Origin of the sequence: Kitasatospora sp. NPDC051984, from assembly GCF_044593455.1 — a bacterium.
GTDB lineage: Bacteria > Actinomycetota > Actinomycetes > Streptomycetales > Streptomycetaceae > Kitasatospora.
This window is the reverse complement of the sequence record NZ_JBIUCB010000006.1, coordinates 56856-78985: the sequence shown is the minus strand read 5'-3', so window position 1 is coordinate 78985 and position 22130 is coordinate 56856. Positions and strand designations below refer to the sequence as shown.

The 22130-nt window shown below is 72.6% G+C and carries 26 protein-coding genes; 10 read left to right on the top strand and 16 right to left on the bottom strand.

The window, feature by feature from the left end; genetic code table 11:
• Nucleotides 1-36: 36 nt before the first annotated feature.
• On the bottom strand, nucleotides 37-927 hold the full coding sequence (locus ACIHEI_RS13975; RefSeq protein WP_396606795.1) for a LysR family transcriptional regulator: 891 nt from the start codon (nucleotides 925-927) through the stop codon (nucleotides 37-39).
• A gap of 65 nt (nucleotides 928-992) precedes the next feature.
• On the opposite strand from ACIHEI_RS13975, the gene ACIHEI_RS13970 reads away from it, so the two are divergent.
• A complete protein-coding gene (locus tag ACIHEI_RS13970; RefSeq protein ID WP_396606794.1) occupies nucleotides 993-1811 on the top strand; it encodes an NAD(P)-dependent oxidoreductase in 819 nt (272 codons plus the stop codon).
• Nucleotides 1812-1909: 98 nt separating this feature from the next.
• Here ACIHEI_RS13970 and ACIHEI_RS13965 read toward each other — a convergent pair whose 3' ends face one another.
• Entirely contained in the window at nucleotides 1910-2668 is a 759-nt protein-coding gene (locus ACIHEI_RS13965) for a GntR family transcriptional regulator (RefSeq protein WP_387861058.1), read from the bottom strand.
• A 189-nt stretch (nucleotides 2669-2857) separates the two neighbouring features.
• On the opposite strand from ACIHEI_RS13965, the gene ACIHEI_RS13960 reads away from it, so the two are divergent.
• On the top strand, nucleotides 2858-3397 hold the full coding sequence (locus ACIHEI_RS13960) for an ATP-binding protein (protein WP_396606793.1): 540 nt from the start codon (nucleotides 2858-2860) through the stop codon (nucleotides 3395-3397).
• A gap of 15 nt (nucleotides 3398-3412) precedes the next feature.
• Here ACIHEI_RS13960 and ACIHEI_RS13955 read toward each other — a convergent pair whose 3' ends face one another.
• The 4 genes from ACIHEI_RS13955 to ACIHEI_RS13940 all read right to left on the bottom strand — a co-directional run bounded on the left by ACIHEI_RS13955 (nucleotide 3413) and on the right by ACIHEI_RS13940 (nucleotide 6227).
• Entirely contained in the window at nucleotides 3413-4384 is a 972-nt protein-coding gene (locus tag ACIHEI_RS13955; protein WP_392949658.1) for an N-acetylglucosamine kinase, read from the bottom strand.
• Nucleotides 4381-5136: a sugar isomerase domain-containing protein gene (locus ACIHEI_RS13950; RefSeq protein ID WP_387861052.1), complete on the bottom strand. Its 756-nt coding sequence runs from the start codon at nucleotides 5134-5136 to the stop codon at nucleotides 4381-4383. Before ACIHEI_RS13950 ends, ACIHEI_RS13955 begins: the two co-directional genes overlap by 4 nt.
• Nucleotides 5137-5243: 107 nt before the next feature.
• Nucleotides 5244-6095 (bottom strand): hypothetical protein, encoded by an 852-nt coding sequence (locus tag ACIHEI_RS13945; RefSeq protein WP_396606792.1) that lies wholly within the window; start codon nucleotides 6093-6095, stop codon nucleotides 5244-5246.
• A gap of 9 nt (nucleotides 6096-6104) precedes the next feature.
• Nucleotides 6105-6227 carry a hypothetical protein gene (locus ACIHEI_RS13940; protein WP_396606791.1) on the bottom strand — a complete coding sequence of 41 codons (123 nt, stop codon included), beginning with the start codon at nucleotides 6225-6227 and terminating at the stop codon, nucleotides 6105-6107.
• A 194-nt stretch (nucleotides 6228-6421) separates the two neighbouring features.
• Between ACIHEI_RS13940 and ACIHEI_RS13935 the strand changes: the two genes are divergently transcribed.
• Nucleotides 6422-7000: a DUF4291 domain-containing protein gene (locus ACIHEI_RS13935; protein WP_387644218.1), complete on the top strand. Its 579-nt coding sequence runs from the start codon at nucleotides 6422-6424 to the stop codon at nucleotides 6998-7000.
• 27 nt (nucleotides 7001-7027) lie between these two features.
• Here the strand turns inward: ACIHEI_RS13935 and ACIHEI_RS13930 are convergent, their stop codons facing one another.
• Both ACIHEI_RS13930 and ACIHEI_RS13925 read right to left on the bottom strand, forming a co-directional pair.
• On the bottom strand, nucleotides 7028-8677 hold the full coding sequence (locus tag ACIHEI_RS13930) for an RICIN domain-containing protein (RefSeq protein WP_396606790.1): 1650 nt from the start codon (nucleotides 8675-8677) through the stop codon (nucleotides 7028-7030).
• A gap of 260 nt (nucleotides 8678-8937) precedes the next feature.
• Nucleotides 8938-9177, bottom strand: a complete 240-nt coding sequence (locus tag ACIHEI_RS13925; protein WP_380471543.1) for a chaplin — start codon at nucleotides 9175-9177, stop codon at nucleotides 8938-8940.
• A 408-nt stretch (nucleotides 9178-9585) separates the two neighbouring features.
• On the opposite strand from ACIHEI_RS13925, the gene ACIHEI_RS13920 reads away from it, so the two are divergent.
• The 3 genes from ACIHEI_RS13920 (at nucleotide 9586) to ACIHEI_RS13910 (ending at nucleotide 10860) form a co-directional block, all read left to right on the top strand.
• Complete coding sequence (locus ACIHEI_RS13920) at nucleotides 9586-9828, top strand: chaplin (protein ID WP_396606789.1); 243 nt, start codon at nucleotides 9586-9588, stop codon at nucleotides 9826-9828.
• Between the two features lie 82 nt (nucleotides 9829-9910).
• Nucleotides 9911-10303, top strand: coding sequence for a chaplin (locus ACIHEI_RS13915; protein ID WP_392949670.1), 393 nt, complete (start codon nucleotides 9911-9913; stop codon nucleotides 10301-10303).
• 173 nt (nucleotides 10304-10476) lie between these two features.
• Nucleotides 10477-10860 carry a hypothetical protein gene (locus ACIHEI_RS13910; protein ID WP_387644205.1) on the top strand — a complete coding sequence of 128 codons (384 nt, stop codon included), beginning with the start codon at nucleotides 10477-10479 and terminating at the stop codon, nucleotides 10858-10860.
• Nucleotides 10861-10953: 93 nt separating this feature from the next.
• On the opposite strand, the gene ACIHEI_RS13905 is transcribed toward ACIHEI_RS13910, so the two are convergent.
• A complete protein-coding gene (locus ACIHEI_RS13905; protein WP_396606788.1) occupies nucleotides 10954-11709 on the bottom strand; it encodes a hypothetical protein in 756 nt (251 codons plus the stop codon).
• Nucleotides 11710-11964: 255 nt separating this feature from the next.
• Between ACIHEI_RS13905 and ACIHEI_RS13900 the strand changes: the two genes are divergently transcribed.
• The 3 genes from ACIHEI_RS13900 to ACIHEI_RS13890 all read left to right on the top strand — a co-directional run bounded on the left by ACIHEI_RS13900 (nucleotide 11965) and on the right by ACIHEI_RS13890 (nucleotide 13255).
• Nucleotides 11965-12309, top strand: a complete 345-nt coding sequence (locus tag ACIHEI_RS13900; protein ID WP_387644199.1) for a rodlet layer protein — start codon at nucleotides 11965-11967, stop codon at nucleotides 12307-12309.
• Between the two features lie 146 nt (nucleotides 12310-12455).
• Nucleotides 12456-12803 (top strand): rodlet layer protein, encoded by a 348-nt coding sequence (locus tag ACIHEI_RS13895; protein ID WP_387644197.1) that lies wholly within the window; start codon nucleotides 12456-12458, stop codon nucleotides 12801-12803.
• A 194-nt stretch (nucleotides 12804-12997) separates the two neighbouring features.
• Nucleotides 12998-13255, top strand: coding sequence for a hypothetical protein (locus ACIHEI_RS13890; RefSeq protein ID WP_387644194.1), 258 nt, complete (start codon nucleotides 12998-13000; stop codon nucleotides 13253-13255).
• A 196-nt stretch (nucleotides 13256-13451) separates the two neighbouring features.
• Here the strand turns inward: ACIHEI_RS13890 and hemB are convergent, their stop codons facing one another.
• From hemB to ACIHEI_RS13855, 7 genes are all read right to left on the bottom strand, one after another.
• Entirely contained in the window at nucleotides 13452-14432 is a 981-nt protein-coding gene (gene hemB / locus ACIHEI_RS13885) for a porphobilinogen synthase (protein ID WP_392949676.1), read from the bottom strand.
• Nucleotides 14433-14499: 67 nt separating this feature from the next.
• Complete coding sequence (locus tag ACIHEI_RS13880; protein ID WP_396606787.1) at nucleotides 14500-16119, bottom strand: uroporphyrinogen-III synthase; 1620 nt, start codon at nucleotides 16117-16119, stop codon at nucleotides 14500-14502.
• Complete coding sequence (hemC, locus tag ACIHEI_RS13875) at nucleotides 16116-17090, bottom strand: hydroxymethylbilane synthase (RefSeq protein ID WP_387644185.1); 975 nt, start codon at nucleotides 17088-17090, stop codon at nucleotides 16116-16118. The genes ACIHEI_RS13880 and hemC overlap by 4 nt, the downstream gene beginning before the upstream one ends.
• 41 nt (nucleotides 17091-17131) lie before the next feature.
• Complete coding sequence (locus ACIHEI_RS13870; RefSeq protein ID WP_387644182.1) at nucleotides 17132-18517, bottom strand: glutamyl-tRNA reductase; 1386 nt, start codon at nucleotides 18515-18517, stop codon at nucleotides 17132-17134.
• 31 nt (nucleotides 18518-18548) lie between these two features.
• Nucleotides 18549-19421 carry a redox-sensing transcriptional repressor Rex gene (locus ACIHEI_RS13865; RefSeq protein WP_387644179.1) on the bottom strand — a complete coding sequence of 291 codons (873 nt, stop codon included), beginning with the start codon at nucleotides 19419-19421 and terminating at the stop codon, nucleotides 18549-18551.
• Between the two features lie 101 nt (nucleotides 19422-19522).
• Nucleotides 19523-20209: an exonuclease domain-containing protein gene (locus ACIHEI_RS13860; RefSeq protein ID WP_396606786.1), complete on the bottom strand. Its 687-nt coding sequence runs from the start codon at nucleotides 20207-20209 to the stop codon at nucleotides 19523-19525.
• A gap of 145 nt (nucleotides 20210-20354) precedes the next feature.
• Complete coding sequence (locus ACIHEI_RS13855; RefSeq protein WP_387644174.1) at nucleotides 20355-20633, bottom strand: glutaredoxin family protein; 279 nt, start codon at nucleotides 20631-20633, stop codon at nucleotides 20355-20357.
• 99 nt (nucleotides 20634-20732) lie between these two features.
• Between ACIHEI_RS13855 and ACIHEI_RS13850 the strand changes: the two genes are divergently transcribed.
• Nucleotides 20733-21671: an HAD family hydrolase gene (locus ACIHEI_RS13850; RefSeq protein ID WP_392949685.1), complete on the top strand. Its 939-nt coding sequence runs from the start codon at nucleotides 20733-20735 to the stop codon at nucleotides 21669-21671.
• Nucleotides 21672-22130: the final 459 nt, after the last annotated feature.

Genomic DNA, 22130 nt, shown 5'->3' with positions numbered 1-22130 from the left:
GGGCGCCCCTGGAGGAGAGACGGCCTGACCACCCCGTCACTCGGCGGCTGCGGCGCGCAGCAGGGGGAGGAAGGCCGTGACCGCCGGTGCGGGTCGGTGGCCCCGGCGGATGGCGGTGTGGACGTGGCGGACCGGGGTGTCGTCCGGGTGCAGCGGGACGAGGGCGAGGTCCGGGCGGGCGGCGCGGGCGGCCAGGGACGGGATCAGGGTGATGCCCAACCCGGCTGCCACCAGGCCGAGTTTGGCCGTCCAGCCGGCCACCTCGTACTCGACCCGGGGCTGGAAGCCGCTGCGGGCGCAGGCGGCGAGCAGGGTGGTCTCGATGCGGCGGCTGGCGGTGATCCACGGCTCTTCGGCGAGGTCGGCCAGTCGCAGGCGGCGGCGCCGGGCCAGCCGGTGTCCGCGCGGCAGGGCCACCAGAACCGGGTCGTCGGCGATCCGGTGGAGCTCGAACTGCTCGGTGTCGTACGGGTGTTCCGGGTAGGCGGTGACAAGTGCGAGGTCGATCGCGCCCTCCGCGAGCAGTTCCAGCAGCTGCGCGGACAGCCCCTCGGTGAGGGTGAGCGCGATGCCGGGGTGTGCGGCCCGGAACGCGGCCAGCGCGGCCGGGACGAGGGCCGCGTTGGCGCTGTCGAACGCGCCCAACCGAAGCTGGCCGGAGGCGAGTTGAGTCAGCGCGGTGAGGTCGCGGCGGGTGCCGTCCAGCCGGTCCAGCATCGCTTCGGCGTGCGGCAGCAGGGCCCGCCCGTGCTCGGTGAGCCGCACTCCGCGGGCCAGCCGGTCGAACAGCGGGACGCCGAACTCGGCTTCCAGCGTGGAGATTTGGCGGGAGATCGCGGACTGGGTGAACCCCAGCTGCTCCCCCGCCGCGGTGAACGAGCCGAGCCGGGCGGCGGTGCGGAAGACGTCGAGCCAAGCCATGTCCATTCGGCATGGTTACCATGCGAGACATTCGCTTGTCGCCTGCCTGGGCCGCCCCTAGCGTGGCGGCCATGGAGATCACGGAGCGCATTGCCTTTCTCGGACTCGGCCGGATGGGCCTCCCGATGGCCCGCCGACTCGCGGGCGCCACGCCCGAGTTGGCGGTGTGGAACCGCACACCGGGCCGGGCCGAGGGCCTCAGCGAGGCCGCCGCCCCGGCGGAGGCCGTACGCGGCGCCGGGGTCGTCGTCACCATGCTGTCCGACCCGGCGGCGGTGGCCGAGGTCGCGAAGCGGTTCCTCCCGGCCCTGGAGCCCGGCACGCTGTGGATCGAGATGTCCTCGATCGGCCCGCAGGCCGCGGCCGGGCTGCGCGCTCAACTCCCGGACGGCGTCACAATGGTGGACGCCCCGGTGCTGGGCAGCGTCGGTCCCGCCGCGACCGGCGACCTGGTGGTGTACGCGGGCGGCGAGGCGGCGGATCTGGACCGGGCCCAGCCCGTCCTGGAACGCCTCGGCCGGGTCCTCCGCTGCGGCGGCCCCGGCGCGGGTGCGGCGCTCAAGCTGGTGGTGATGGGCGCGGTCGTCGCGTCGGTGACCGCCGTCGGCGAGGCGCTCACCGTCGCCGAACAGCTGGGCGTATCCGAGGAGTTGGCGCGTCGCGCGCTGTCCGCCGGCCCGCTCGCCGGCATCATGGCCCGGGCCGGGAGCACGGAGGCCGACTTCCCGATCCGCCTTGCCGCGAAGGACCTGACCCTCGCCAACGGCGGACCCGTCCTCCAGGCCGCCCGCACCACCCTGCTCGCCGACCCCGCCCTCGCCGAGCACGACCTCTCCGCCATCGCCACCACCCACCGCCCCCGGCCCGCCGGGCACGCCCTCCACCCCTGATTGGTCCAGACGGATCGAGTTCCGTCGAAACCACGGGTAGCGGACTTGTCCACAGCCCTGTGGACAACTGCGCTCAGTTGCCCGTCGGCTGTGGATGCTCAGGCGTCGAAGTCGTATTCGAGGATGTACGAGGCCGAGTCGAGCACCATCTCGTTGAACTCCACCACCTGGCCGTCCTCGGCGAAGGCGGTGCGGTTCACCAGGAAGACCGGCGTGCCGGGCGCGAGGGCGAGGCGCTCGGCCTCGTTGCCGGCGGGCATCCGGGAGCGGATGTGTTCCTGGAAGTGCACCGGCTTGTGGCCGAGTTCGGCGAGCCGGGCGTAGGTGCCGCCGGGGCCGGTGTCCGGGTCGGTGATCCGGCTGCCCGCCACCAGCGCGGCCGGCAGGTAGGACTCGGAGAGCAGCACTGGCTTGCCGTCCAGGACGAAGCGGCGGCTGCGCACGCAGGCCGACTCGCCCGGCTTCAGGCCGAGGACGGCGGCGATCTGCTCGGGCACCTCGCGTTCGGTGACGGTCAGCTGGTCCACCGTCAGTTCGCGGGCCGCTATGTCGGTCGACCAGACCGAGAAGCCGCCGCCCCAGTTCCGGTCGGACAGCCGCTGGATGCCGCGGCGCCTTATCGGCCGGAACTCCCGGACGAAGACCCCCACCCCCTTGCGGGCCTCCGCGATCCCCTCGGTCTGCAGCACGCCGAGCGCCTGGCGGGCCGTCATCCGGGCCACGCCGTACGTCACCATCAGATCGTTCTCGCCCGGCAGCCGGTCACCCGGTCGGTAGCGGCCTGAGTCGATGTCGCGCTTGAGATCCTCGGCAATCCGCTGGTACTTGGGCTGGGTGGCGCGGGGGTGACTGGTCATGGCGGCGGGCTTCCTTCCCTTCTCTAGACATCCTACGCACGGTACGCCCCCCGATGCATTGACATCTCTAGAGATTTCAGCTTGTCTAGAGATGCTGCAATCTGACATACCCTCATATCGGCTGCCGAGTCTCCCGTTCATGGGCGTTTCACCAGCGTTCATCGAACGAAACCGCGTGAGGAGCCCACCATGTCCGTGCACCGTCGATGGTTCTCACTGCCCCGCGAGCCCGCCACCGTCGCCGCCGGACGCCGCCGGGTCCGCGCGCTCATCACCGCCTGGGGCGGCACGCCCCTGGACGAGGACACCCAACTGACCGTCGATCTGGTCACCTCCGAACTGCTCGGCAACGCCGTCCGCCACGCGTCCGGCCCGGTCGTCACCGTCGGCGTGCACGCCGACCCGCTGCACCACCGGGCCGTCATCGAGGTCTACGACACCGCCCCCACCGTCCCGATGGCCGGGCGCCCCGACCGGGACTCCGAGTCCGGCCGCGGCATCCTGCTGATCGCCGAACTCGCCCTCGCCCACGGGGTGATCCGCAAGCGCACCGGGAAATGGGTGTGGGCCGAGATAGCCCTCCCGGCCGGGCGGGCCGACCGCCTGTGGTGGCCGGCCCGGCACCGGAGCACGAAGGAACACCGGGGGCCCGGTCGGAGCCCGGAGGAGGGCGTCCCGCGGAAGACCCCGGCCGACCGGGTCGGGCCCGGAGCCATGACCTGCCACTGACGCCCGCTCGACCACTCACGCGGTCAGGCGGCCGTGGAGCTCCTCCGTTCCGTGGCCCAAGGTCCGGGCGGCGAGCCAGGCGGCGGCACCGGCGCCGTTGCGGGCGGTGAAGACCTCCGCGTCCGGCCAGCGCGCGGCCAGCCGGGGACGCAGGTGAGCGACCAGCGGCGTCTCGGAGGCGAGCAGACCGCCGGCCAGCACCAGCGGCAGCGACGAGTCGGGTTCGCGGACCAGGGCGAGCGTGTCGATCAGGTGGTCGGCGGCGCGGTCGACCAGGGCGAGCGCCACCGGGTCACCGGTCGCCGCCCGGTCGAGGACGATCGGGGCGAACCGGGCCAGCCGGGCCGGCGCCTCGGCGTGGGCGGCGGCGATCAGCGCGGAACGCGGCTCGCGGCCCAGGCCGCCGGGCCCGACCAGCGCGTCGGCGATCGCACCCGCCAGGCCGGGCAGTTCAAGTGACGATCCGTCGAACGGCAGCGCGCGGTCCACGGCCGTGAGCGCGGCGGAGACCGCTTCGCGCCCCAGCCAGAAGCCGGAGCCGCGGTCGCCGAGCAGCCAGCCGTGGCCGTCCGCGGTGCGGCGCAGCGCGTGGTCGCGGATCTCCGCGGCGATCGCGCCCGTGCCGCTGAGCAGCAGGGTGCCGTCGGCGGCGGCGGTCCCGGCCGCGTGGGCGAGTTCGGCGTCGCCGACCAGGCGAGGTGTGATGGTCAGTCCGGTGGCGGGCCAGAGCGCCAGCACCTCCGGCGGAGCGAGCGAACCGCCCGCGAGACCGATCACACCCGCCGCCACCCGCGCCGGATCGAGCCCGGCCAGCGCGGCCCGCACAGCCCCGCCGATCTCCCGGACGGCAACCTCCGCACCGTGCGCGACCGGGTTGCCCCCGGCACCGTGCGCGGTGCCGAGGATCTGCCCGTCCAGGGTCGCGACCAGCGCCCGGGTGCTGGTGCCGCCCACGTCGAGGCCGAGCACCAGCGGCGTGCCGGTCATGCGGTGCGACGGATGCGGCCGGCGTACAGCGCTTCCAGCTTGTTGTTGTGCTCGTCGCCGCCGGGAATGTTCGCCGACAGGTAGACGGGCGGAACGCCGCCGCTCTCCTCGACCCGGCGAATCACCTCGGCGACGATCTGCTGACCGAGCAGCGCGGCCGTGATCGACGAAATGCCACAGGCCCGGCCGCCGCCCGCCATCGGAAGCACGGCGTCACCGAACGGCGCGCCGTTGTCCAGCACCACGTCCGCGTAGTCGCGCAGCCGCAGGCCGGACGGGTGCTTGGGCTGAACACCCGCCGTGTGCTCGGCCGAGGTGACGACGATCAGCGGGTGGCCGTTCTCCTTCGCCAGCCGGGCGAGTTCCACCACGCAGCCGTTGACGCCGGAGTTGGACGCCAGAATGAACACGTCCGCCGGGTGCGGGTCGGTCAACTCCCAGAGCATCGCGGCGGATTCGGTACCGCGCTCCAGCTCCGAGCCGGACAGGATCTCCACCGGCCGCCCGCCGAACAGCACCACATCACGCAGCGCGATCCGATTGCTCGGCACCAGCCCGCCGGCCCGCCCGGCGATCTCCATCGCAAACGCCTCGGAGTGCCCGGTACCGAACGCCTGCACAATGCCGTCCGCAGCCAGCGCATCCGCAATCAGCTCAGCGGCCCGCGCCACCTCCCCGGCCTGCGAGCTGCTGACCTTGTCGATGGCGGCATGGGCGGCAGCAACGAAGTCGGCCGCAGAAGGGCTGGTCACGGGAACCTCCAGGCAGAGCACTGTGGGACGGCTCACATGGTCGGCCCGGTCCGCCACCGCTGTCAACGACAGGACTAGACCAGTGCAGGGAATCAACCCGGCTTCCGTCACCAGGGCTCGAACCCCGCACACTCGAACGGGTCGTCCTCCGGATCCAGCCCCGGCAGTCCGGGCACGTCCAGCTCCCCCCGCAGCCAGCCCACCAGCACCGCCACCAGCCCACCCGACAGCGGCACTTCACCCCACACGTGCCGGGGCCGGACCACCAGCGGCCAGGTGTCCGGGTCCGCGCCGGTGACCAGCCAGCCCAGCCGGTCGGCGTCGATGCTCGTCCCGATCACCAGGAAGCCGTCCGCCGGGGCGTCCAACCCGCGCGACAGCGAAGGCAGCCCCAGCCACTCCGACCAGGTGCCCCTGCCGTACAGCGCCATCAACTCCCGGTAATCGGAAGGCAGTCGGGCACCAAATAGGTCCGCAATCGGCCGCTCCGGGGGCGGCACCAGAAGCCGCAACGCGGCCAGCCCGGCCGGCCCGCGCAACGCGAACTCGCGTTCGTCCCCGGTGGGTTCACGGCGCGGCGACGGGCTCCACCGAACGTCCTGCTGCCAGGACGGCGCGATAGTGGCCGGCAGCGGGCCCAGGTGGCCGACCCGGTCGAGAATCACCGCCTCCAGGAAGGCGGCCAACGTCAGCCCCGAGTCGAGCAACGGCTCGGGCCGGGTCGGAGCGCACAGCACCACCGTCCAGTGGTCCGGATCCGGATCAGCGGTGTTCCAACACAGGAACGTCCGGCCGTTCACGACACTCCCCCAGGGCAGCAGCCCGCCGGGCGCCGGATACAGGCGGGGCGGGACGACTCCCGCCTCACGCAGCTCGACCCGCAGGTCGTGCTTGGACCACGCCAGCGTCCCGAGCTGCTCCCGGGTGGGCGCGGCCAGCGCGATCTCCCCGCCGATCACCACCGTCCCTTACCGCGTCAACTCCCAGTACTCGCCCGGCAGTAGCACCCCGGGCCAGGACTCGACGGCCACCCGGTCCGCCGCAAAGGGCGTGAGCGGGCCGACGGGGTCGAGCTGGGCGAGAAGGTCCATGGCGCCGATACTGGCGGAACTTCGCGACAAACGCTCACCGGCCCGTCAGGTCCCGAGCACGTGCAGGTCATCGCCATGCGTCGCGATCTTCCCGACGAGTGCCTTCCGCCTCGCGCAGTTCCCCGCGCCCCGGTCTTCGCGACCTGACCGAATATTCGCGGGCGCGCGGCGGCCCCGACGGACAGGATGGCCGGATGGACGAGGTACCGAAGAAGCAGATCAGAGCCCGTTACGACGAGGAGACGGTGACGGTCTACCAGGCGTTCCGGCCCGAGATCGCGGACCCGGCGGTGGCCGACGGTCGGTGGCCGGAGGCGTTCTCGCGGGATCGGATGACGTGGATCAAGCCGTCGTTCCGCTGGCTGATGTACCGCAGCGACTGGGCGCGGAGCCCGGGGCAGGAGCGGATCGTCGGGGTGGTGATCACGCGTCAGGGGTTCGACGCGGCGCTGGAGGCGGCGGTGCTGAGCGGGTACGAGCCGGGGCTGCACGCGTCGAAGGCGGAGTGGCAGCGGGCGTTGCGGCGCAGTCCGGCCCGGGTGCAGTGGGATCCGGAGCGGGATCTGCACCTGCAGCCGCTGCCGCACCGGTCGTTGCAGTTGGGGCTGAGCGGGGAGCTGGTGCGGCGTTACGCCGGGGAGTGGCTGGTGCGGATCGAGGACCTGACGCCGCTGGCCCACGAGTTGCACGCCACCAGGGACGCGGCGCTGCTGCCGCCGGAGCGGCCGTACCCGATGCCACCGGGTGCGGCCGCCCGACTGGGTGCGGGCTGACGGCGAGCCGCCGGCCCGCAGGCAGGATCAGCCGTGCAGGTAGACGATGCCGAGCTTGGTCAGCTGCCAGTGCTGCGCGGCGGAGCCGTTGTCGGTGGCCAGCTGCACCAGCGGGTTGCCCTGGGCGTCGGTCTGGGTGGTGGCGGTGGCCAGCTTGGTGGCGTCCTGGGAGTCGGCCAGCTTATAAGTGCCGTCACCGACCGGCTGCAGGAGCCAGTGCTGGTTGCCGCCGCCGTTGCAGCCCCACTGCTGGATCTTGGCACCGGGCGCGGTGGAGGCCCCGGACACGTCCAGGCACATGTTGCGGTTGCCGCTGAAGTCGAGTTCGAAGGAGCCGCCGGCCTTGATCTCGAACACGAAGGACTGGTTCAGCCCGCCGGTGGCCGGATAGGTGATCGCGGGGCGGCCGTTGGTGGAGTCACCGTAGGTGCCGCCGCCGGACAGGTCGAGCGCCTTGCCGTTGGCCTGGTTGGTGAGCTGGTACCAGGCGCCGTCCTCGGGGGTGTCCGGGAACGGCTTGCCGGGGGTGAGCGCGGTGATCGAGGTGGTGTTCTGCTGGTTGAGCGAGCAGAACGCCTGCCCGAGCCCGGCCTGCTGGTAGAACTGCCGCAGGCAGGCCGCCTCGGCCGCGTAGCCGGCGACCCGCAGGTGGTACGACTGGCGGACGTTGTTCATGCACAGGCCGGGGATGGAGATCGGGCTGTCGCAGCCGTTGCGGGTGCTCTCCGACAGGTCGATCACGTCGCCGTTGGTGTACTCGTACGGCGAGCTGGTCCACTCCGCGCACACCTCGTGCCCGAAGGCGACCCGCCGCTGGTCGAGGTAGCGCACGCCCGGCACGCCGGAGGCGGCGTCGCGCAGCGCGTCGCTGAGCGTGGGGACGCCCCAGTTGTGGCCCCAGGCGAGGTCCTCGGGGAAGGCCGGGCAGCCGTCGGCGACCTTGCCGACGTAGTCGTTGCGCCGGATGTCGGGGGTGATCGGGTTGAAGTACGACTGGTAGACCAGCTGGTAGGAGTCGTCGGAGTAGCCGGCCTTGCGCATGGTGTTGCGGACGTTGGTGAGCGCGGCCGTCACCTTGGGCTTGACCCCGGCGGCGCGCCGGGTGATCTCGGCGCTGCCGATGGTGTCCCGGCAGCCCTGGGACTGCGGGATCGGGAAGTACTGGGCGAGGCAGGACATCATGATGCCGGCGAACTCGAAGTCGTCGTTCGCGCCGATCGTGACGACGACCATCTTCACGTCGTAGTTGGCGGCGGTGGCGGCCAGCTGGACGTCCTGCTTGGCCTCGCCGAAGTCGCCGCTGCCCGGTCCGGTGATCTTCGCCAGCTCGGGGTCGCTGACCAGGTCGCCGGTCTGCGCGCCGGAGCAGGCCAGGTCGATCGGGGTGACGCCGGGGAGCTGGGTCACGAAGATCTCGGACTTGGTGGAGCGGTGGCAGTAGTTGGTGGGGCTGTCCGTGCCGGTGACGTAGTCGTCGTTGGTGTCGGTGCCGGCTCCCTCGCCGGAGATCGCGCTGTCGCCGAGGGCGACGATCGCGGCGGGCTTGCCCGCGCTGGGCGAGGCGGCCTGGGCGGTGGCCGCGGTGCCGAGGCCGGAGCCGAGGCCGAGGGAGGCCAGCAGCGCGGCGGTGGCGAGCAGGGCGGGGGACCTGCGGCGGACCATTGGTGTCCTGGACACTCATGACTCCTTGCGGGGGTGGGGGTACGCCCGGCGGGTGCCGGGCGGCGCGGAGCATGGGGGAACCGGGCCGGAACCCGGCGAACATGAGGCAGGCTCACATGCTAGGTACTGACAGGTAACACAACAAGACTCGCGGAGCGAACGGCTACGGCACCCGCGACGGCCCGTCAGGAGCTCGGCCCGCAAACGCAGCTGAGCCGCCGCCCACACCCCACCAGGAGGATGTGGACGACGGCTTGGTCAACCAGCGGGTGCTGTCAGCCGCCGTTGACGCAGGTGTTGCCGAACGCCGGGTTCAGCAGGCCGATGATGTCGATCGAGTTGCCGCACAGGTTGACCGGGATGTGGATCGGGACCTGGACCTGGTTGCCGGACACGACACCGGGGGAACCGGCGGCGACGCCCTCGGCCTCGCTGCTCGCCATGGCGGAACCCGCACCGGCGGCGACGATGCCCACGACAGCGGCGCCGACAGCGGCGGCCTTCTTGATGCTCATTTGAGTCTCCTCGATAAATCAGATCTTCCAATTGCCGCGCCGGGGCTACCGGAAGGAAGCACACGGGACGTGCACTCAGCCAACGAAGCCACTCCGAATCAGTTGCGATGCTCTTCGGACAATCACCCGTCCGGCGTAACCGCAGCATTCGGGTGAACGGCCCGGACGATCGGCGAACTCGACCGTTTCCCCCGCCGTACTGGTTCGTTCTTCCTGGCGAACCCCGCTGACGTGAACAGCCGCCGGCGCACCCCCGACGCAGCACGCACCGCCCAAGCCACGGGCGACACGCGGGTCTTGAGCCGCGTGAGTGACATTCACGGCGCATCCGGAAAACAGCGGGCGATGATGCCAATCGCCCGACACCCGACCTTCCACAGTCGGGCAGAACGTGAGGAAGAAAGAGCCATGCGCAACTTCAAGAAGGCGGCGGTCCTGTCCATCGCCGCCGCCGGCCTGGTCCTCGGCTCGGCCGGCCTGGCCAACGCCTCCGCCGAGGCCGAGGGCGTCGCCGCCGGTTCCCCCGGCGTGCTCTCCGGCAACGACATCCAGGTTCCGATCCACATCCCGATCAACCTGTGCGGCAACACGATCGACATCGTCGGCGTCCTGAACCCGGCCTTCGGCAACACCTGCATCAACGGCGGCTGAACCGCCCGACGCCGTACCGCGCCGTACGCCCGCGCCACGCGGCACACCAACTCCCCGCTGCGATCTAGGAGATCAACCCCTCATGCGCAACTTCAAGAAGGCCGCGGTCCTGACCGTCGCCGCCGCCGGCCTGGTCCTCGGCTCGGCCGGCCTGGCCAACGCCTCCGCCGAGGCCGAGGGCGTCGCCGCCAACTCCCCCGGTGTGCTCTCCGGCAACCTGATCCAGGTCCCGGTCCACGTCCCGGTCAACGTATGCGGCAACTCGATCGGCATCATCGCCCTGCTGAACCCGGCGTTCGGCAACACCTGCATCAACGGCGACGGCGGTACCGAGGGTGTGGAGCCCGTGGCCGCGCCGGTCGAGCACGAGCACGGCGAGCCGGCCGAGCACGAGCACTCCGAGCCGCCGGCGGAGCACGAGCACCACCACGGGCACCACCACCACCAGGAGCCGGTGGACGAGGACTGCGACTGACCGGTCCCGGCCGATCGCCAGCCCCGCGCACACTGCCCCTCGGCCACCGGCCGGGGGGCAGTGCTCGTCCCCGCCGCACCCACGTACTCGTCGCCTCGGAGTACCCAGCGCCCCGGCGACTCGTTAACCCGACGTACCTGTCACCCGAAGTCCCCTCCCCGAAGGAATGGCCGATGTCCCGGACGACCACCGGAGCGCTGGCCGCGCTCGGCGCCGCGCTGCTGCTCGGCGGCCTCACCGCCCAGACCGCGCACGCCGAGACCGACCAGCTCGCCGGGCTCCCGCTGCCCGCCCCCCACCTGCAGCCCGCCGACGCCCAGGCGGCGCTCGGTGGCACCACCTCCGCGCTCGGCTACGCGGTCGCCCCTGCCAAGGACCTGCGGCTCGACCCGTGGGCCGGATCCGGTGCGGACGTGTTCAACAACGGCGTCACGGTGATCCCCGACAACGGACCCGGTCCGATCGGCACCGGCACGGTCACCAAGCCGCTGTCCGCCGGCGGCGGGGCCAAGGACCTCCCGCTGGCCGGCCCGCTGCTCAACGCGCTGCCGCTCTGACGTCCCCGGACACCCGTACGGCCCGGCTGCTCCATACGGAGCAACCGGGCCGTACGAACGAGTGGTGGTGCCGCGTCACATCTGCGACTGGTGTCACATCTGCGACTGGTCCAGCGCGCCGGTGAGGGTCTGCGCCGGGTTGGCCTGGTTCAGCATCTCGCCGGCCATGGCGGTGGTGGTGCCGGCCAGCGTCTTCACCGAGTCGGTGACCGAGATCTGGTCCTGCTCGCCGCCGAGCGAGGCCTTGGCGCCCGGCACGGCCTGCACCGGGGCGGTCACCAGGTGCGGGTCCACCTTGTCCAGCGTCAGTGCGGCGTCGGTCAGCCGGCCGCTCTCGCCCTGCACGAAGCTGACCGGCCGGCCCAGGCCGACCGCCGGGCCGGCCACGTTCAGCGGGGCGGGCGGCGCGTCCAGGTCCAGGCTGCCGAGCCGCGCGCCCTGGTCCAGTTCGGGCAGCGGCAGCGTGGCGCCCAGCGACGGGCCCAGCTTGGTGCCGCCCAGGGCCGGCAGCACGTGGTCCGGGATCGGCTCGGTCGGGCTCTGGCCGGTCCCGCTCGGCGGCAGCAGCGGCGAGGACGGGATGCCGCCGTGGATCTCGCCGCCGTCCGCGAGCAGCGGCAGCGGCGAGTCCGGCGTGCTGAGCGGAATGCTGAACGGCACCTGCTTGGTGGCCAGTCCGTCCTCTAGCGCGGCCACCTCGGCCGGGGTCTTCGCCGCGGCCTGGGCCACGCCCTGCGTCGCCGCCACGCCCGCGCCGACCGCCAGCAGCAGGGCGCCCGCGGCCCGCTTGGAGAGCTTCATGGTGTTCGCCGTTCGTTCGGGTATCCGGTAATTCGGTACGTCGGTCATTCCGTATGACTTCTCGTGCCGCCAGCAGCCCGGGAGGTACTTCGGGTGCGTCGCGCACACCCTGGCGAACGAGCCACCTCCCCCCGGATAGCGGCAGTTAACCGGAACGGCCTAATAATCCGACTGGCGCGCGGAGAAATCGATGATCCTCGACGAATTTTCTCCGCCCCCGTAACTTTCCTGTTCGCCATTCTTTGATCCCGACGACGACGGGGCAGCACCCCTCGAACGGTATTTCAGAGAGGTATCTCGACCATGCTCAAGAAGTCTTTGGCCACCGTCGGCCTGGCCGCCGCCGCGCTGGCCGCAGTGTCCTCCCCCGCCGTCGCGATCGGCGACGCGGACGGTTCGGCCGCCACCATCCAGGGGAATGGCGGCACCAACTCCAGCGGCACCTGGGGCAACCACAGCCCGAACTTCCACTTCGCCGACAACCCGAACATCTGCCTGCCGGAGATCCACAACATCGGCGTGGCAGTGCTGGGCGTGGCCATCCCGGTCGAGGTCGACGCGCTCAACAACGAGCCCAAGCAGACCTGTGTGGTCGGCCAGGGCACCGTCGGCAGCGGCGACGGCGGCGTCTCCCACCTGGTCGGCTGACGTCCCGTCACCGCCCTGGCGCGGAGCCTCCCGCTCCGCGCCCCACGATCCGCCCGCGCCGTTCCCCCGGCCGGGCGGTGGCCCCGGCGCGAGCCACGCGCAAGGGGCGCTGCTCCACTCCATCAGATCCGAAAAGGAATGACCCCATGATCAAGAAGGCTCTCGCCGCAGTCGGCGTCGTCGCCGCCGGTTTCGCCATGTCCGCCTCCCCCGCGATGGCCATCGGCGACGCGGACGGCTCCGCCGTCTCCCTGCAGGGCGACGGCGGCACCAACGCCACCGGCACCCACGGCAACCACAGCCCGAACAACCACGTGCTGGACAACCCGAACATCTGCCTGCCCGACATCCACAACATCGGCGTGGGTGCCCTCATCGGCATCGTCGTCCCGGTCGAGGTCGACGCGCTCAACAACGGTGCCAAGCAGACCTGCGACATCGGCCAGAACACCGCCACCGCCGGCGACGGTGGCGTCAGCCACCTGATCGGCTGATCTTCCCGGTCACAGCCGACCGCCGGGTCCGGGGCCAGCCCCGGGCCCGGCGGTTCCGTGTCTCCGGCCGTACCCCCACCCGTTCGTCCGCGGCGCGACCGGGTGATCGGAGCACCGGCGAGCGCGTGCAGCGCCCCGCCAGCCGCACCCCCGTGTTGACGTAGAGACACCACCCGACGCAGAGAGGAACTCTTATGAAGAGCAAGCTGGGCAAGGCCGTCGTCACCACTGTCGCCGCGCTCGCCCTGGCCGGCATCGCCTCCCCCGCCTGTGCGCACGTCGCTGCCGGTGGCGGCGAGGAGGGCGTGATCACCGCCCACGAGCCCTTCATCGCGGGCCACGGAGCGGGCTTCGCCGCGACCGACCACATCTTCACCGCGGGCGGCCGCTACGGCTGGGCCACCTCCACCGCGATCGGCGGCGGCGAGGGCGGCATCATCGCCATCGGCTGACCCCGCAAAGGCCTGCGGACGCGAAGGCCTGCGGGCGCGAAGGCTTGCGGGCGCGAGAACAGGGGCGCGGGGAACTGCGCGCAGCGGAAGGCATCCCACCGCAAGATCGCAACGCAGGACAATGACCTGCACGTGATCGCGACCTTGCGGACCGGCCTTGCGCTTGCCGCGCAGTACCCCGCGCCCCTTCTTGCTGCTAGCGCAGCAACTGGGCGGCCTCGGTGGCCCAGTAGGTGAGGATCTGCTCGGCGCCGGCCCGGCGGATCGAGGTGAGCGTCTCCAGGATGGTGCGCTCGCGGTCGATCCAGCCGTTGGCGGCGGCGGCCTCGACCATCGAGTACTCGCCGGAGACCTGGTAGGCGGAGACCGGCACCGGGGAGGCGTCGGCGATCTGGCGCAGGACGTCCAGGTAGGCCATCGCGGGCTTGACCATCACCATGTCCGCGCCCTCGGCGAGGTCCTGCTCCAACTCGCGCAGCGACTCGCGGGCGTTGGCCGGGTCCTGCTGGTAGGTCTTGCGGTCGCCCTTGAGCGAGGAGCCGACGGCCTCCCGGAACGGGCCGTAGAACGCGGAGGCGTACTTCGCGGTGTAGGCGAGGATGCCGGTGTCCTGGTAACCCGCGTCGTCCAGGGCGCGGCGGATGACGGCGACCTGACCGTCCATCATCCCGGACGGGCCGACCAGGTGGACGCCCGCCTCGGCCTGCACGACGGCCATCTCGGCGTAGCGCTCCAGGGTGGCGTCGTTGTCGACCGAGCCGTCCTCGGCGAGCACGCCGCAGTGGCCGTGGTCGGTGTACTCGTCCAGGCACAGGTCGGACATCACCACCAGGGCGTCGCCGACCTCGGAAACCACGTCGCGGATGGCGACCTGCAGGATGCCGTCGGGGTTGGTGCCCTCGGTACCGACCGCGTCCTGCACCTCGGGGACGCCGAACAGCATGATGCCGCCCAGCCCGGCCTCGGCGGCCTCGACGGCGGCCCGGCGCAGGGTGTCCCGGGTGTGCTGGACGACGCCGGGCATCGAGGTGATCGGCTTCGGCTCGGCGATGCCCTCGCGGACGAACGCGGGCAGGATCAGCTCGGCCGGGTGGAGCCGGGTCTCGGCGACCAGGCGGCGCATCGCGGGGGTGGAGCGCAGGCGGCGCGGGCGGACGGACGGGAATTCGGCGGACACTTCGAAGGCTCCCTGAGTCACGAAAAAGACGCCGGGGGAGGCTTGGTCGGCCTCCCCCGACGGAGGGTCAGCGCGCCTTGCGGCGCGAACCGGGGCGGCGTTCGCTCGGCCGGTAGACCGGCTCGCCCGCCGCGGTGGCGGCGTCCCGGCGGTTGGCCCCGAAGTCGGCCAGCGCCTGGGCGAGCGCGGACGCGGACGGGGCCGGGGCCATCACGTCGACCCGCAGGCCGTGCTCCTCCGCCGTCTTGGCGGTGGCCGGGCCGATGCAGGCGATGACGGTCACGTTGTGCGGCTTGCCGGCGATGCCGACCAGGTTCCGGACGGTCGAGGACGAGGTGAACAGCACCGCGTCGAAACCGCCGCCCTTGATCGCCTCGCGGGTCTCGGCCGGCGGCGGCGAGGCGCGCACCGTCCGGTACGCCGTCACGTCGTCGACCTCCCAGCCGAGCTCGACCAGGCCGGCCACCAGGGTCTCGGTGGCGATGTCGGCGCGCGGCAGCAGCACCCGGTCGATCGGGTCGAACACCGGGTCGTAGGGCGGCCAGTCCTCCAGCAGGCCGGCGGCGGACTGCTCGCCGGACGGCACCAGGTCGGGCTTCACGCCGAAGTCGACCAGCGCCTGCGCGGTGGTCTCGCCGACCGCCGCGACCTTGATGCCGGCGAAGGCGCGGGCGTCGAGCCCGTACTCCTCGAACTTCTCCCGGACGGCCTTGACGGCGTTCACCGAGGTGAAGGCGATCCACTCGTAGCGGCCGGTGACCAGGCCCTTGATCGCGCGTTCCATCTGCTGCGGGGTGCGCGGCGGCTCGACCGCGATGGTCGGCACCTCCTGCGGCACCGCGCCGTACGAGCGCAGCTGCTCGGACAGGCCGTGGGCCTGCTCCTTGGTGCGCGGCACCAGCACGTTCCAGCCGAACAGCGGCTTGGTCTCGAACCAGGAGTGCGAGGCGCGGTGGGCGACCTGCTCGCCCACCACGGCTATCACCGAGGTCGCCGGGTCCACCGGGGCGGAGACCGGCGAGGGCAGCACCCGGGCGGCCTTCAGGTCGGCGGCGATGGCGGCCAGCGTGGAGGTGAAGGTGCGCTGGCGGGTGGTGGTGCCGGAGAGCGTCGCGGACAGCGCCGCGTCGGGCTTGCGGCCGTGCGCCACCAGGGCGTTCGCGGTCGCGGGCAGCTGGCCCAGGGTGGTGCGCACCACCAGGGTGGTCTCGGGCGCGCCGAGGTCGACCAGCTGGCCGCCGAGCAGCGCCTCGCCGTCCACGAACCGGACGTCCGCGCCCTGGTCGCCGCGGAGCGGGACACCCGCGTAGGCGGGCACGCCGACCGACTGGGCGACGCCGGGGACGACCTCGAACGGGACGCCGGCCTTGGCGCAGCGCAGCATCTCCTGGGCGGCGCAGCCGTCCAGGCCGGGGTCGCCGTCGACGGTGCGGACCAGGTGGCGGCCGGCCCGGACCGCGTCGGCGGCCAGGTCGCACAGCTCCTTGCCGGCGTCGGCCGGGTCGATCACCTGGACGCCGCTGGGGCAGTGGGTGCGGACCGCGGCGGCGGTCAGCGGGTCGGCGATCAGCACGTCGGCGGTGCTGAGCACGTCGACGGCGCGCAGGGTGAGCAGTCCGGGGTCGCCGGGGCCGGCGCCGAGGAAAGTGCAGCGCCCTGCGGGCGGGTGGAATCCGGCGGCGGTCATCGGGCGCGCTCCCCCATCAGGTCGGCCGCTCCGGCGTCGAGCAGCCGGGTGGCCAGGGCGCGGCCCAGGGCCGCGGCCTGCTCCTCGGCGGCTTCGTCGAGGACGAGCGGGCCGTTGGCGGACATCTTGAGCAGTTCGGCGCCATCGGTGGTGCCGACCACGCCCTCCAGGCGCAGTTCGGTGCCGGCCCAGGTGGCCAGCGCGGCGACCGGCGCGGAGCAGCCGGCCTCCAGGGTGGCCAGCAGGGCGCGCTCGGCGACCACGGCGGCCCGGGTGGGGACGTGGTCGAGCCGGGACAGCACGGCGGCCAGGGTCGGGTCGACGCACTCGACGGCGAGCGCGCCCTGCCCGGGGGCGGGCAGCATCAGCGCGGTGTCGAGGTGCTCGGTGATCTCGGCGTGGCGGCCGAGCCGGTTCAGGCCCGCGGTGGCCAGCACCACGGCGTCGAGTTCGCCGGAGGTGACGAAGTTGATGCGGGTGTCGACGTTGCCGCGGATGGCGACGGTCTCGAGGTCGGCGTCGTGCGCCCGGGCCCAGGCGTTGAGCTGGGCCATCCGGCGCGGGGAGCCGGTGCCGATCCGGACGGTGCGGCCGTCGGCCTTGCCGACCAGCTCGGCCAGGGTGAGGCCGTCGCGGGCGATCAGGGCGTCCCGGACGTCCTCGCGCTCGGGGACGGCGGCCAGCAGCAGCCCGGTGGGGGCGGCGGTCGGCAGGTCCTTGAGCGAGTGGACGGCCAGGTCGATGCGGCCCTCCAGCAGGGCGTCGCGCAGCGCGGAGACGAACACACCGGTGCCGCCGATCTGCGCCAGCGACTCCCGGGAGACGTCCCCGTAGGTGGTGATCTCGACCAGCTCCACCCGGCGGCCGGTGATCTTGGCCACCTCCTCGGCGACCATGCCCGACTGGGCCATGGCGAGGGCGCTGCGGCGGGTACCGAGGCGCAGCGGCGTCACTGTCTCTGGACCATTCATGAGGTGATCGTCCTGGTCGTGCTGGGGGGCTGACGGGGTGTTCATCTGGGTGCTCCGGCGGGCGGGGCGACGGCGGCCTGGGCGGCGGGGATACCGCCGGCCGGGATCGAGGACCCGGCCCGGTCGCCGGTCGGGGTGCCGGAGACAGCGTGCACTGCCGCGGGGTCCAAGTCGAACAGTTCGCGCAGGGCTTCCGCGTAGGAGGCCCCGCCGGGTTCGGCGGCGAGCTGCTTGACCTTGACGGTCGGGGCGTGCAGCAGTTTTTCGACCACCCGGCGGACGGCCTGCGAGATCTCCGCGCTGGAGCGCTCGTCGAGGTCGGGCAACCGGGAGGTGAGCCGGGCGAGTTCGCTGCGGACCACCTCGGAGGCCATGGCGCGCAGGGCGACCACGGTGGGGGCGATCCGGGCGGCGCGCTGCGCCTGGCCGAATGCGGTGACCTCGTCGCCGACGATGGTGGAGACGGCGTCCACGTCGCCCGCGCCGGGGGTGGCGGCGTGCGCGTGGGAGAGGCTCTCCAGGTCGACCAGCAGGGCGCCGTCGAGCTGGTGCACGGCGTGGTCGACGTCCCGCGGCATGGCGAGGTCGAGGAAGGCGAGCGGCTGCTCGGCGCTGCGGGCGGCGACCGCGGCGGCCACCTCGGCGGCGTCGATCACGGTGCCGGCGGCGCCGGTGCAGGAGATCACCAGGTCCACGTCGGCGAGTGCCTGCGGGACCTTGTCGAAGTCCAGGGTACGGGCGGCGCCGCCGAGGATCTCCACCAGGCGTTCGGCGCGGGCCGGGGTGCGGTTGGCGATCTGCAGGTCGGTGATGCCGACCCGGACCAGGGTGGCGGCGGCCAGCGAGCTCATCGAGCCCGCGCCGACCACCAGGGCGCGCTTGCCGGCGATCGGGCCGGCGCCGACGGCGACCTGCTCCAGACCGAAGGTGACCAGCGACTGGCCGGCCTTGTCGATGCCGGTCTCGCTGTGCGCCCGCTTGCCGACCCGCAGGGCCTGCTGGAACAGCTCGTTGAGGCCGCGGCCCGCGGTGTGCTCGTCCTGGGCCTTGGCCAGGGCGTCGCGCAGCTGGCCGAGGATCTGGCCCTCGCCGACGACCATCGAGTCCAGGCCGCAGGCCACCGAGAACAGGTGGTGGACGGCGCGGTCCTCGTAGTGCACGTACAGGTGCGGGGTGAGCTCGTCGAGGTCGACGCCGCTGTGCCCGGCGAGCATCTGGGACAGCTCGGCGACGCCGGCGTGGAACTTGTCCACGTCGGCGTACAGCTCGATCCGGTTGCAGGTGTTGACCAGTGCCGCTTCCGCGACGGTCGCCGAGGCGGCGGCGTCGTGCAGCAGCCGGGTCGGGCTCTCGCCGGTGAGCGCGGCGCGCTCCAGTACGCCGACCGGTGCGGTCCGGTGACTCAGACCGACTACCAGAAGACTCATGCCCCCACCTCGTCGTGACGGATGTTGGTGCTCACGCCGGCATCACCGCGGACAGGTCGTCCTCGGGGCCCTTGGTGCCCTTGGCGGCCGGGGTGCTCTTCGCCTGCTCGCCCTTGCCACCACCGGCGGCGCGGCGCAGCTTGGCGGCGGCGGCGCGGACCGGCCCGGGGGCGCGGTCGAGCACCGAGTCGCCGGCGGCGGGCTCGTCGCCGGCCTTGCGCTGCTCGTGGAAGGCGAGGATCTGCAGCTCGATCGACAGGTCGACCTTGCGCACGTCCACACCGTCCGGAACGGTCAGCACGGTGGGGGCGAAGTTGAGGATGCTGGTGACGCCGGCCTCGACCAGGCGGTCGCAGACCAGCTGGGCGGCGCCGGGCGGGGTGGTGATCACGCCGATGGAGACGTGCTGGGAGACGACGATGTCCTCCAGCTCGTCCATGTGCCGCACCGGCAGGCCGGCGGCGGTGCTGCCGACCACGTTGGGGTCGGCGTCCAGCAGGGCGGCGACCCGGAAGCCGCGGGAGGCGAAGCCGCCGTAGTTGGCGAGGGCGTGGCCGAGGTTGCCGATGCCGACGATGACGACCGGCCAGTCCTGGGTGAGGCCGAGCTCGCGGGAGATCTGGTAGACGAGGTATTCCACGTCGTAGCCGACGCCGCGGGTGCCGTAGGACCCGAGGTAGGAGAAGTCCTTGCGGAGCTTGGCGGAGTTCACGCCGGCCGCGGCGGCCAGCTCCTCGGAGGAGACGGTCGGCACGGAACGCTCGGACAGCGCGGTCAGCGCCCGCAGGTAGAGCGGGAGACGGGCCACCGTCGCCTCCGGAATGCCCCGCGCACGCGAGGTCCGGCGCGCGGCGCCCGGATCGGGCGTCTGCGAACTGTGGGGTGAGGGTCGGCCGATTGCCACGGTGCTCCTGTGGGTGAAGCTGGGCTTGGACCGCCAGGCTATGCGTTTGTGAACGTGTGCACAAAGATGGTGTCCGATTTGTCCCCGAACAGTGACACGCATCACTCGTAACCCGCCGCACCGACCAGCGGACGCGACCCTTCCGCTCCGGCCGGCCACGGACCCAGCGGAGCCCACCGGCGCAGCAGTGGGACCGACCCCGGGGCACGGGCCGAACGGGCCGCCGCCAGCCGCGGCCACGGCACCGCTGTGGCTCGACCAGCCTCCGGAACCAGCTCGTCCATCGGGGATCCGAGCCGCAGGCAGTGGCGCAGCAGTTCGACGGTGGCCCGGGCGTCGCCGAGCGCGGTGTGCGCCGGGAACCAGCCGAGCCCGGCCGCCTCCACGCACGCCGACAGTCCGAAACCGCCCGCCTGCGGCATCAGCCGCCGGGCCAGCCGCATCGTGCACACCGCCGGCAGCACCGGCAGCACCACGCCGATCCGCGCGAACTCCCGCTCCAGGAACGCCCGGTCGCAGGTCACGTGGTGTCCGACCAGCACCCGGTCGGCCAGCAGCTCCAGCAGCCAGGGCGCGATCTGCCGGAACCGCGGTGCGCCGACCACGTCCTCCTGCGCTATCCGGTGCACGTGCGTCGGCCCCACCGGCCCGGCCGGGTCGAGCAGCGTGGCGAACACCCGCTCGGTGCGCAGGGCGGCGTCCAGCTGCACCACGGCGACCTCGACCACCCGGTGGCGCCAGGGGCTGCGACCGGTGGCCTCGACGTCGACGACGGCATAGCCGTTCATCGCGCCCTCCTCTTGCACGGCCCCCGGTGGACAACCGTTCGATGGTAAGCCGGGAGCCGCTGGAACTCCTAGGGCCGAGGGCGTCGAGCGCCTACGAAGGACCGCCGGAGCGAGGACAGGCCCTCGGGGCCCGCCGGCCGGGGAGTCAGGCCAGCGCCTTGCGCAGCCGCTTCTCGTCCACCCGCCAGAAGTCGTGCTGGCGGCCGTCGATCAGCGTCACCGGGATCTGCTCGGCGTACTGCTCGTACAGCGCCGCGTCCTGCAGGATGTCCTTCTCCTCGAAGCCGACGCCGAGCTCGCCGACCACCTTGAGGATCACCGCCCGGGCGTCCTCGCACAGATGGCAGCCGGGCTTGCCGATCAGCGTCACCGTGGTGTCGGCCGGGTTCTTCTTCGCACGTCGCAGCAGGCTCACCCCACTCATTGTGCAGGCGCTCACGGCGCCGCCCCGGATGCCCCTCGTTCACCGGTGCGGCACTCCTCGGTCACGGGGACGGGCGCCCCGGCTGACTATGCTCGTCCCATGGCAGCGCTGCGAAGGCTCACCCGGTCGAGGCGTTCCACCGACGAACGGACCGTCCTGGCGGGCGAGGCCGCGGCCGACGCCGCTCAGGAACAGCTCACCCCCGACGGTACGGAACCGGGCCGCCCCAAGGCCCCCGAGGGCGACCACACCCCGGTGCCCGGCGACGTCCGGGCCGCCGCGTTCTTCGACTGCGACAACACCATCCTGCGCGGCGCCGCGATCTTCTACCTCGGCGTCGGCCTGTACCGGCGGCGCTTCTTCACCCGCCGCGACCTGGCCCGGTTCGCCTGGCAGCAGGCCGCGTTCCGGCTGCGCGGCGCCGAGAACGCCGAACACATCGCCGACGCCCGGGACAGCGCGCTCGGCCTGGTCGCGGGCAAGCGCACCGCCGACCTGGAACGGATCTGCGAGGAGATCTTCGAGCCCGTGCTGGCCGAGAAGGTCTGGCCCGGCACCCGCGCCCTGGTCCAGATGCACCTGGACGCCGGACAGCGGGTCTGGCTGGTCACCGCCGCCCCGCAGGAGGTCGCCCGGCTGATCGCCCGCCGGCTCGGCATGACCGGCGCCCTCGGCACCGTCGCCGAGACCCGCGCCGGCGAGTACACCGGACGGCTGGTCGGCGGCATGCTGCACGGCCCCGCCAAGGCCGCCGCCGTCCAGGCCCTGGCCCGCCGCGAGCACCTCGACCTGGCCCGCTGCGCCGCGTTCAGCGACTCCGCCAACGACATCCCGATGCTCAGCCTGGTCGGCCACCCGTACGTGATCAACCCGGACGCGGCGCTGCGTCGGCACGCCCGCGCGATGGGCTGGCGGGTTCGGGACTTCCGCACCGGGCGCAAGGCAGCCAGGATCGGCATCCCCGCGGCGGCCGCGCTCGGCGTCGCGGCCGGGGCGGCCGCCGCCGCGGTGGCGATGCGCCGCCGCCAGCGGGCCTGACCCGGCATCACCCGCCCCGCCCTTGACCGGGCGTCAACCCGCCGCCGCCGACACGCCCCCCGACGGGTGGTCCCGGCATGCCCGCGGACCCTCCCGGGCAGGCCCTGAGCAGGCGCCGCGGCCGTGACCGGAAGTGATCGTTCGGCAGTCGGTCAAAGTCGTGGGTTGGGCACGCCCCGACCGGGGAAACCCGGGCCATCCATCACCAGTCGGTCACCAGGTGCGCACAAGCGGTCGCATTGAGCCGGAGAAATGGCGTCAACTCCGGTCATCGGCAGCCGAATTTGCGCGAGAAGTGGACTTCCTTCGACCACTTCGACCACGGGGTGTAGCTGTCATTGCACAAAGCGTTATTCTCTCTTGGATGCACGCCACCCCGAACGTCCCCGTGACGGGTGGTCAATGCGGCGTGCCTCTCCGCACAGGCGGAGGTGATCCGTCCACAGTTCTGCCTCTGGG